The organism is Vibrio sp. JZG10, from assembly GCF_054064075.1.
Genome location: NZ_JBSUGE010000034.1, coordinates 19,029 through 29,310 on the forward strand (window position 1 = coordinate 19,029; position 10,282 = coordinate 29,310).

At 40.3% G+C, this 10,282-nt stretch carries 10 protein-coding genes; all 10 read left to right on the forward strand.

Annotated elements, in window-relative coordinates:
• The first annotated feature begins 105 nt into the window (after positions 1-105).
• The 10 genes from ACWYVB_RS23175 to ACWYVB_RS23220 all read left to right on the forward strand — a co-directional run bounded on the left by ACWYVB_RS23175 (position 106) and on the right by ACWYVB_RS23220 (position 10,085).
• Positions 106-1,089 (forward strand): HNH endonuclease, encoded by a 984-nt coding sequence (locus ACWYVB_RS23175; RefSeq protein ID WP_457530337.1) that lies wholly within the window; start codon positions 106-108, stop codon positions 1,087-1,089.
• Between the two features lie 133 nt (positions 1,090-1,222).
• Positions 1,223-1,591, forward strand: a complete 369-nt coding sequence (locus tag ACWYVB_RS23180) for a hypothetical protein (RefSeq protein ID WP_086495671.1) — start codon at positions 1,223-1,225, stop codon at positions 1,589-1,591.
• Between the two features lie 134 nt (positions 1,592-1,725).
• The gene (locus ACWYVB_RS23185; RefSeq protein ID WP_457530339.1) at positions 1,726-2,601 is read left to right on the forward strand and encodes a DUF6414 family protein; all 876 of its coding nucleotides are present in this window, start codon (positions 1,726-1,728) and stop codon (positions 2,599-2,601) included.
• Between the two features lie 1,052 nt (positions 2,602-3,653).
• Positions 3,654-4,106 carry a GNAT family N-acetyltransferase gene (locus ACWYVB_RS23190; RefSeq protein ID WP_457530341.1) on the forward strand — a complete coding sequence of 151 codons (453 nt, stop codon included), beginning with the start codon at positions 3,654-3,656 and terminating at the stop codon, positions 4,104-4,106.
• A gap of 240 nt (positions 4,107-4,346) precedes the next feature.
• Positions 4,347-4,763 (forward strand): hypothetical protein, encoded by a 417-nt coding sequence (locus ACWYVB_RS23195; protein WP_457530343.1) that lies wholly within the window; start codon positions 4,347-4,349, stop codon positions 4,761-4,763.
• 794 nt (positions 4,764-5,557) lie between these two features.
• Complete coding sequence (locus ACWYVB_RS23200) at positions 5,558-6,358, forward strand: HNH endonuclease (protein ID WP_025628464.1); 801 nt, start codon at positions 5,558-5,560, stop codon at positions 6,356-6,358.
• 191 nt (positions 6,359-6,549) lie between these two features.
• Complete coding sequence (locus ACWYVB_RS23205; protein ID WP_457530346.1) at positions 6,550-7,209, forward strand: hypothetical protein; 660 nt, start codon at positions 6,550-6,552, stop codon at positions 7,207-7,209.
• Positions 7,210-7,353: 144 nt separating this feature from the next.
• Positions 7,354-8,052, forward strand: a complete 699-nt coding sequence (locus tag ACWYVB_RS23210) for an HNH endonuclease (protein WP_457530348.1) — start codon at positions 7,354-7,356, stop codon at positions 8,050-8,052.
• A gap of 1,189 nt (positions 8,053-9,241) precedes the next feature.
• Positions 9,242-9,616 (forward strand): hypothetical protein, encoded by a 375-nt coding sequence (locus tag ACWYVB_RS23215; RefSeq protein WP_256952217.1) that lies wholly within the window; start codon positions 9,242-9,244, stop codon positions 9,614-9,616.
• A 208-nt stretch (positions 9,617-9,824) separates the two neighbouring features.
• Positions 9,825-10,085 carry a hypothetical protein gene (locus ACWYVB_RS23220; protein WP_062865930.1) on the forward strand — a complete coding sequence of 87 codons (261 nt, stop codon included), beginning with the start codon at positions 9,825-9,827 and terminating at the stop codon, positions 10,083-10,085.
• Positions 10,086-10,282 lie beyond the last annotated feature (197 nt).

Consider the following 10,282-nt stretch of genomic DNA (forward strand, 5'->3'; position numbering starts at 1 on the left):
GTGCCCAAATAGGCACGGATTTATCAGAGTTTATTTTAGGTTAGGGTGGATCTGCGTCTCTCACACCTTAACTGCGCGTTAAGTTTCAATATAAGCAGGATAATTATGGGAATTAGCTTAAAAACGCAAAAAATGCTTTGGGGGAGAGCGGCTAGTCGTTGCTCATTTCCTGAGTGTAAAAAAGAGTTGGTTATGGATGCTACTTTAACTGACGACGAGTCTTTGGTTGGAGAAGCTTGTCATATTGTAGCTAGAAGTGAAGATGGTCCTAGAGGCTCATCTGATTTGACGTCAGAACAGAGGGACAAGTACGCAAATCTCATATTGATGTGTAATGTCCATCATAAAGTAATTGATGATCAGCATGAGCATTATACAGTTGAAATATTGCGCAATTTCAAAGCAGAGCATGAAGCGTGGGTAAATAAGTCTCTTTCAAGTCATGACCCATATGCTCAGAGAGATGAAGAAATTTATGTAAGTTATATTGAATCATTTGAACAATACATAGACATAACTGAATGGAATAACTGGACTAGTTGGGTATTCTTTGGTGGGCAACCGCAATTATCTAAAGAAATGAAATCGAAACTAGATGATTTAAGAGGGTGGTTGTTTAGTCGAGTATGGCCCAATCGCTATCCAGAGCTGGAGCTTGCATTCGAAAACTTTAGGCGAGTGCTATCAGACTTCCTAAATACCTTTGAGCAGCATGCAAAAGAGCATGGTGAGCATATGTGGATTACGGAGAAGTTCTATAAGATTAACGACTGGAATCCAGAAGTTTATGACCGTCTTGTAGGTGAATTTGATTACCATTGTCACCTGGTTGAAGATTTAATGCTTGAGTTGAACCGTGCTGCAAATTACATATTTGAAAAAGTCCGTAAATTTATTTTGTTCACCTATAGGCTCGATGTAGGGCTGTTGTATGTCACATCAGGGCCTCACATGGACTTTTCTATGCGTAGTTACAAAACACAATACCTACCTGAACAAAAAACAGATATTCCTTATGTCGGCATTGAAGAGTTTGCATCAAAAGTACGATTTGAAAGGGATATTTGGTTTGGTGACAAAGAAACTTAACAAACTGTTTAAGAGTGATTCGCAACGCGTGGCATTCTTACTATGCGTTGAATTTAGTGATTAAGGTGGTATGCGGTAGCTTCGTTATTGCGTTGCTCACACCTTAACAGGGCGTTATGTGCTTGGAGATCAGATGATAAAACAGCCTCCTTACAAAGTTGAGTTTGGTCAATCAGGAGAAGTCCCTCCGGCGCACGTTGTTGCTATAGATAAGACCTCATTAAAGTTAAGCAAGAGCAGTCGAGATGGCGATACAGACGGTCGTATTGATGAGCTTCATCTCAATGGTGGGATTGAATCAGAGGAAACCAAACAGATGATGCTCGGGCTCAATAAGCAGGGTTTTGTGTTTGCTTACGACGATAAAGCTTATATTTCACCTAGCCATTTTATGAAGCAACTTCTATTGAGTGGTGACCTAAGAACATCATTCAAAGAAATCAGTTGGTCATGCCCAAAGCAATGGTGTCTTACAGAGTATGAATTTGAGCAACGCACATAACAAACTGTTCAAGAGGGATTCGCAACGCGTGGCATTTTCACTATGCGTTGGTTTTAGTGTTTCAGGTGGTATGCGGCGGCATCGGTATTGCGTTGCTCACCCCTTAACAGGGCGTTATGCGTAATGGAGGATATGTGGAAAAATTAATAGTTCCGGTTTACTTAAACCAAAAGCTAGTATTCGACTTGTTGGCGATGCTTCAAGATGGTATCAGTACAGTCAAAGCTATAAATACGACTTCTGGAGACTCTTCGTCTCAAAATGAAAAACTGTCAGTTGGTTTTGGTTTAAGCGAAGCATTTTCAACTTTACTTAAAATCGATTTATCAGGAAGCCAAGATAAGAGCAAGTCCGATACTAATTCGTTGGAAACGAATGAAGAGAAAGTTCATACGCCAGCATCTCTCTTTTTTAAGTTGCGTAACTTGTTAATTGAAAGAGAATATCTATCGCAATTGTCAAAAACCTGCGATGTTAAAGCGGGTGACTTTATTGAGTTTGAGGATTCTTTATCTCGTAACCCTATCGTTGAAACAGTCGATAGCATGGCTCAAATGATGGAAATGGCTGAGATGTTCGACCAAAAACCCAAACAGCCAAAAGGTAAGGGTGGTCAAACTAATGAATACAAATTAATGCGCCAGCAAATGTTGCAGTTTTCAGAGAGTTTAAAAGCCGGTAATACTACGGATTTAACCATCGAAAATCTGGAATCAGGGCACAATGCACTAATTACGGTTGAAACAGCCTTCTTAAACGACCCTCAAATGTCTGACCTAGTTGACGGCAATTTTAGGGTGTTGGGTAAGGTAATTAAAAGTGTTGGTGAAGATGACAAAATCAGCTTGTTGCGTAAAACGGCTATGAGCAAAATGCCGTCTACTGTACTAATGCAAGCCTTTGAAAAAATGTCAGGTTTAGGTACTGATGGTGGTTTTAACATTCCCGAAATTAAATGGGATTTGAAGGGACCTGCGTTCCAAATTATTCCAGTCGCAATTTACGCATAACAAAGCATTTAAGAGTGATTCCCAACGCTTGGCAGTTTCGCTTCGCTCAAGTATAGCCAAGCGCCGCTCACACCTTAATGCGGCGTTAACTGGCGCAGAAAATACGAAAGCACAATGATACAGTTTCTAGGTTAAGAGTTTTTGCGTGTACGGTCGGTTTCCTTAGTTGAGCTAATGCGACTAATTTCAGTTTGGTACTTAAGTTTACTGATGTGAAAGGTGGCACAAAGCCTTCTAATAATATAAGGCATTCGCGATTAGTTCGGCGCACTTACATCGCCGAAGTATGGTGTTGTGAGACGCATTTCAAACTAAAGATAAACGGTAATTTTTGGTTAAATACATATTTGAGTTAGCTTTGCTAATTATTAATTAGCAAAACGAGCTTTGGCGAAAGTGGCTGAAAGATCGGCGAAAACTGAAAGGCGCTCAGTTAACAAACTGTTCAAGAGGGATTCGCAACGCGTGGCATTTTCACTATGCGTTGGTTTTGGTGTTTAAGGTGGCATGCGGCGGCATCTGTATTGCGTTGCTCACCCCTTAACAGGGCGTTAGTTGCCAAGGAGAAAAACGCAGTTAAAGCAGAATGTTTAGGGCTAATGTTCGTGCATTCTGGCTCGGTTTTGTATTTCAAATTTTAGTCTTTCAGGATTGTGCAAATCAGGCTTTGGTTTTTTGTGATCGGACTTTCTGTTTCAGAATCTGATTCACTTGTTGAGAGTCAGCGCTGTGATATTGTCATTTTCAAATGAGCTTTTTGGTGTTGTTGGCCCGTTTTCTACGGCGCTGTTTGTTCCAAGTGGTTTCAGTGACAGGCGCTTTGAAACTGCGCCTGAACTGAGTTTTTCAAAATACGTAAAGCAAGTGTTGGCAAAACGGCAATCGGCTTCAAATCAAAGCTTTAAGTTTGGCAACTAACAAAGCATTCAAGAGGGATTCACAACGCTTGGCAGTTTTGGTTTGAATTAGCTTAAGTGTTTACGACACAATGGTTTAGGTTTGGTGGTGGCGTTGTTCACCCCTTAATGCGGCGTTATGTTGTAGGAGGAAAAATGGACTTAAGTATCTACAAAATGGAGCTTTTAGCTTCGGAGCACATCAAGGAAGTTACGTCACTTTGGCGTGAATCAATGATGGAAGCTTTAGGCATACAGCCAGTCCACTCTTTTGAATCTCAAGCGTACTTTCTCGAACATATCCTACCTAGTAGTTACCAAGTGTTAGTTGTTGTCCGTATCGATAACTCCGATCCGGTTGCCTTTATGGCCAGTTCGGAAACAGAAATAAGCCAACTGTACGTTTCACCTAAATTCCAAGGAAAAGGTATCGGCTCGTACTTACTGAGCCAAGCCAAAGAACAATCGAATGGTTCTCTTACTTTACGGACGTTTGAAGTAAATGAGAAAGCTCAGAGGTTCTACGGTGCACATGGTTTTGTTGTTCGGCCTGGAAACAGTGAAAATGAAGAAGGGCTTCCAGACTTAGAGTGTCAGTGGAAAGGTTAGGTTTACAACATAACAATAAATTTAAGAGTGATTCACAACGCTTGGCGCTTTCACTTCAAGCCAGTTTAGTGTTTATGGCACAATGCTTTAGGTAAGGTGTCAGCGTTGTTCACACCTTAATTTGGCGTTATATGAAATACATAGGAACTACACGATGAGAAAGGCGAAGATATAGAGCCTAGTATATTTATTCATCACAATATATTTAAAGGCTTTGGTGACGATGGAGCTGACGGTTCTTTGATTCATCTTTTATTGAAAGGTCACTTGGTTGTTGAAGCTATACTTGTGAAAAATCTCCAGCACGCAGGCTATGGTGAGAAAGTATGGGCATGGTCCTTTCCAAAAAAAGCTAAATTATGCTTAGAAAAAGGTTATGTGTGTAATGTGACTTATAAAGTTTGTATAGATATCAATAACATGAGGAACGACTTTTGTCATAGCCTTGGGCATAAAATAACTTTTTCTGAGGCATATGAAATGCTCGAACATTGGATGGAGCTAGGTCTGGATTATGGTGATGATTTACAGCTCGATTATGAATATCTGGAAGAAAACCTAGATACAGAAGGTATTTTCTATGAAACATTCACATACTTAATCTCTGACTTAGGTGCGCTTGCGAACGAAAAAGGTGTTGGTATTGACCTTTACTAATTTCATATAACAAACTGTTTAAGAGTGATTCGCAACGCGTGGCATTTTTACTATGCGTTGGCTTAGGTGATTAAGGTGGTATGCGGCGGCATCGGTATTGCGTTGCTCACACCTTAACAGGGCGTTATATGCCAGATGAAGAAAGCCTAAAAATTCAGGCCAATAACCTCGATTTTCAGCGTTGAGTTCTGGTTTTTGGGAGTTGAAATTTTCCTGCTCCAATCCTAGCTTTCTTCGGTTCGTGGTTCACTCTCGGCCTGTCGTTTGTCGTTTGTCGTTTGTCGTTTGTCGTTTGTCGGTGGCTTTGTTCTTTGGTGCTGATAGTGCGGGGTGAGGTTAGGCTGAGTTTTTAGCTAGGGTTCAGCTCTGTGAATTTGCCTTTCTAAAAGCCGATTTACTCGCTGAGAGGGCACTTTCTCTGGTGTGGTGAGTTCACGTGGTTTCAGTGACTTTGTTGAAAGATCTCATTGTGAGTTTGCCTCTCCAAAAGTGCTTTTTGGTGTTGCCAGTTCGTTTTCTGCGGCGCGGTTTGTTCCAAGTGGTTTCAGTGACAAGCCGCTGTGAGTCTAAGCCTGACTTGAGTGCATCAAAGCACATAAAAATCATGGTTTCAAAATAGGGCGTGGGATAAAATCTTAGGCTTGAACGTTCGCATATAACAAACAATTTAAGAGTGATTCAGCACGCTTGGCATTTTTGGTTTGGGTGAAGTTCAGTGTTTACGGTGGTCAAATTAAGTGTCGTGGTCGCGTGCTTCACACCTTAATTGGGCGTTAGGAAATTTGAGGGAAGTTATGTACGCGGTAATAGTAGAAAATGATGTTTCCCAATGGGACGATGACACCGGTGTTTTGTATCATTTTCCGAAGAGGTACTTAAAGTATCTAGAGCCAGGAACTCAGGTCATTTACTATAAGGGACGTATTAAAGACAAAGCGTATCAAGCAAGTAGGTTGTCTAACGAACCTCACTACTTTGGTATTGGAACAATAGGCAAAGTATTTCCCGATAGAAATAGTTCTAAAAGTGACTACTTCGGCACTATCGATAGCTTTGAAACATTTTCTAAGCCAATCCTTGCCAAAATTGATGGTAAGTATTTAGAGAGTATTCCCTCTAACCTAATATCAAATTATTGGAGAAACGGTGTTAGACCCATATCCAAAGAAAACTACGACCTGATATTAGAACACCTTTCTAAATATGCATTGCAAACGGCCAAGCCTAAGTACGGAGTGGAAGAAAATAATGACCAATCAAACATGTTTGAGTCATTTCATGAGGGTAACTTCAACAAGAAGTACGTAACGACTTATGAGAGAAATCCAAAATTAAGGCGCCAAGCAATAGCAATTCACGGAGCTATTTGCGCTGCGTGCGGTTTTGACTACGGTAAAGTTTATGGCAGCGTCGGCGAGGGTTACATTCATATCCATCATAAAGTTCCAGTGTCGCAATTAGGCACTTCAACGTTAGTGGATCCAGAAAAAGATCTAGTCCCGTTATGTGCAAATTGTCACGCAATGGTCCACAGGAAAAAAGATCATACTCTGTCAGTAGAAGAGCTCACAGTACTGTTGGGTTCAAATTCCTAACAAACAATTTAAGAGTGATTCGGCACGCGTGGCATTTTTACTATGCGTTGGTTTTGGTGGTTAAGGTGGTATGCGGCAGCATCGATATTGCGTGCCTCACACCTTAATTGGGCGTTATGTTCCTTCTACTAGCTGCGTACAAATGGAAAAATAGCTTTAGTTGATAAAGTTGGGCAAATGAGAGATAGCTTATGGTTTCTTTACAAGGAATTCTAAACTTGGATATGTCTTATCCTGGCATTCACATTAAAGTGGAAGTGATAGTACTTAAAGAATACTTGTTCCACATGGAGGCAGGTGTTGCAGCATCTTGCAGTAGTTATATTGCATCGGAAGAAAGGAACCTTAGTGGTCTTGAATACGATGAATATTCTCATATTTACCGAATTGCCGAGGACGAAATCCCTCGCATTATTCGCATGCCAATGTTGGTTAGCATTTATACTCTATTTGAAAATTCAGTGACACAGCTCCTGGAATATACTCAGAAAAAGGAAAATAAAGTTTTAGGGTTGAAAGATATCACTGCTAAATCATTGCCTTCAAAGTTCAATAAATACATTGAGCATGTTCTCGGCTTTGACTTCATATTTGATCAAAAGACCATGAGTGCACTGTCAGAGATTACTAAACTAAGAAACTGCGTTGCCCATGCCAATGGAAATCTAGGTTCTCTTGAGTTAAGTAAAGCGAATGCAATTAAGAGAATAGCCGCGAAAGAAAATTCGATTTTAATTGTGTCGAATCAACTAGACATTTCTTATGAATATTTACGGGAAAGTATGGATATTGTCGAATCCTCTTTAAGAAAGCTCATGGCATATATAGAAAAGAGGTACGGTTATTATTAGGAACATAACAAACAATTTAAGAGTGATTCAGCACGCTTGGCATTTTTTGTTTGGGTTGAGTTCAGTGTTTACGGTGTTCAAATGAAGTGCCGTGGTCGCGTGCTTCACACCTTAATTGGGCGTTATGTGCAAGGAGTATTTAATATGAGAGGTAATATCATTGCCTACATTGAAATGTGCCAAAAAGAAGGCACTAGCTTACAGCGTGGAATGAACTTTCGCCTAAGAGGTAAGCACTCAGTTGTTTTAATGTCAGTGAGAGAAAACTCGCCATATTCTGATCGGATAACAGAAGATGGGACCGTATTAATATACGAAGGTCATGATGTCCCGAAGACTAAGGGTATTGATAATCCCAAGGCTTATGATCAACCAGAGTTTTTGAAGTCAGGTATGCCTACCGAAAATGGCAAATTTCATGCTGCAGCTCAAGATTACAAAGTTGGAAATAAAGGGCCTGATCTAGTTAAAGTTTATGAAAAAATTAAACCGGGAATTTGGTCTGATAATGGGTACTTTCACCTCGTAGATTCTTGGTGTGAATCTGACGGACAAAGAAGTATTTTTAAGTTTAAGCTGATAGCCATCGAAAATGAAATAGATGATGCCGCTGCGATAGATACGCATCAAGAAGACGCTAAACGTAGTCGAATTATCCCTACAAATGTGAAGTTGGAAGTGTGGAAAAGGGATGGAGGTAAGTGCGTTACATGCGGTGCTACTGATGAGCTTCACTTTGACCATATTGTACCTTACTCCAAAGGTGGAACATCTTTGACTGCTGAAAATATTCAACTACTGTGTGCTCGCCACAATTTAGAAGAAAGCGCAAAAATTCAGTAAGCACATAACAAAGCATTTAAGAGTGATTCGCAACGCTTGGCGGTTTCGCTTCGCTCAAGTGTAGCCAAGCGTCGCTCACACCTTAATGCGGCGTTATAAATACAATTTGATATATGAGCAATAATTTAAAAAAATGACAAAGATTTATGATATCACGGGGCAAAGTGTACGGCATAAAAGCAATGACAATGCTCCAACTGTTTACTCTGCACCAAGTTCTAATTTTAAAGCCATTCTAAAAGCATATGCAGATCCTCAATGTGAACGATGCTGTGGGACTGGGTATATAGGATCGTTCAAAATGTATTCGGGTGGTCGTTGCTACAAATGCCTACCTGAGAACTATTGGAACCAAGTTCATGGAGAAGTTAGAGGAACAGGCACCAACGATCGAACTGGTAAAGTAGAATGTCAAATAATATACGTTTGCCCACCTACATTCACAAATTGTGGTTTCGCTGTCGTTGAGCCTGGATATCCTCCATTGCCGCCATTTTCAAGCTTTGAAACATATGAAGAAGCTTGTGAATTTGCTAAGCAACACTTTGATGTATAGGGCTTTGTATTTATAACAAACTGTTTAAGAGTGATTCGCAACGCGTGGCATTTTTACTATGCGTTAGGTTTAGTGGTTAAGGTGGTATGCGGTGGCTTCGGTATTGCGTTGCTCACACCTTAACAGGGCGTTAGTTGCCAACGAGAAAATCGCAGCTAAAACAGAATGTTTAGGTCTAATCATTCGTGTGCTTTGATCGATTCTGCACTTAGAACTTCGGGATCTTGGCTCGCGGGAATTGAGCATCGATCTTTTCCTAGTTTGGTTTGCCGTTTCAGAAGCCGATTTACTTGTTGAAAGTCAGCTTTGTGGCATTGTCTTTTCAAATGAGCTTTTTTTGGTGTTGTTAGGCTGCATTCTACGGCGCTGTGTGTTCCAAGTGGTTTCAGTGACAGGCGCTTTGAAACTGCGCCTGATTTAAGTTTTTCAAAACACGTAAAGTTCGTATTGGCAAAGCTACAATTAACTTCAAATCAAAGCGTTAGGCTTGGCAACTAACAAAGCATTCAAGAGGGATTCACAACGCTTGGCAGTTTTGGTTTGAATCGGCTTTAGTGTTTACGGCACAATAGCTTAGGTTGGGTGGTGGCGTTGTTCACCCCTTAATGCGGCGTTATGTGTTTTGGAGTATTTATGATTTTACCCAGTTATTACAAAAAGTGGCTTGATAGTATTGATACCGATGTAGAAGTCTCTTATCGAGGTAGTGAGTTTTATCTACTATCAGAGCGAGAGCTTATTGATGAAATCACAATAGATAGGAATACAGTCAAAGCCTTTAATCAGCTGTCTGCATTCATTAAAACTCAATTAGAAATGTCAGGTAGCTCTCCTTTAACTATTGAGCAATGCAACACATGTATCACGATCGGACAAGATAATGGAAATCCTATTTTTATCGACTCAACGCGTGATTCAGAACTGTTCTGTTATTATCTCGATGGAGGGTATATTGAAGCCAAAGGGGGGAACTTGCTTAGCTTAGTAATCGAGGCAAAAAACACATAACAAACAGTTCAAGAGGGATTCAGCACGCGTGGCATTTTTGGTATGCGTTGGCTTTGGTGTTGAAGTGCCATGCAGGAACATCAGTATTGCGTGCTTCACCCCTTAACAGGGCGTTATGTGCTATCAAAAATTAAACAATAAAGTTATCTTTTATATGTAACAATATACCTATGATATGTTAATCACTTTACTTAGCATGGAGTGAAAAATGGCTAAAGAATTAAAAAACGCTCAGGTAAAACGTTCTGGAGTAACAGAGCGATATTGGCGTGACGAAACTAAAGAGTGCAGCTTTGAAGTAGAACCTAATAAAGGTGAGTTACGGTTTAGATTTTCGATCGCATCTAAAGGTGGTGGTGTTACGGATATACAGCTATCTGTTGGTAAAGAAGATTTGCCTGATATTTTGAACGAGATTCTAAAGCAACACTCTGGCGAACTTGTACCCACGTATAAACTTAAAAAGTAACGCACATAACAATCTGTTTAAGAGTGATTCGCAACGCTTGGCATTTTTGCTATGCGTTGCGTTTAGTGTTTAAGGTTGTATGCGGGAGCTTCGGTATTGCGTTGCTCACACCTTAACAGGGCGTTATGTACTTGGAGGAAAAATGGAATATTTTCAGTACTATGGAATCGACTGGGTTGCAATGGTACTTACGTTTC

Excerpts from the sequence above, each read along its gene's own strand:
- ACWYVB_RS23205 (WP_457530346.1), top strand. The coding sequence starts at position 6,550 with ATGGTTTCTTTACAAGGAATTCTAAACTTGGATATGTCTTATCCTGGC.
- ACWYVB_RS23220 (WP_062865930.1), top strand. The coding sequence starts at position 9,825 with ATGGCTAAAGAATTAAAAAACGCTCAGGTAAAACGTTCTGGAGTAACA.
- ACWYVB_RS23210 (WP_457530348.1), top strand. The coding sequence starts at position 7,354 with ATGAGAGGTAATATCATTGCCTACATTGAAATGTGCCAAAAAGAAGGC.
- ACWYVB_RS23215 (WP_256952217.1), top strand. The coding sequence starts at position 9,242 with ATGATTTTACCCAGTTATTACAAAAAGTGGCTTGATAGTATTGATACC.
- ACWYVB_RS23200 (WP_025628464.1), top strand. The coding sequence starts at position 5,558 with ATGTACGCGGTAATAGTAGAAAATGATGTTTCCCAATGGGACGATGAC.
- ACWYVB_RS23190 (WP_457530341.1), top strand. The coding sequence starts at position 3,654 with ATGGACTTAAGTATCTACAAAATGGAGCTTTTAGCTTCGGAGCACATC.
- ACWYVB_RS23180 (WP_086495671.1), top strand. The coding sequence starts at position 1,223 with ATGATAAAACAGCCTCCTTACAAAGTTGAGTTTGGTCAATCAGGAGAA.
- ACWYVB_RS23175 (WP_457530337.1), top strand. The coding sequence starts at position 106 with ATGGGAATTAGCTTAAAAACGCAAAAAATGCTTTGGGGGAGAGCGGCT.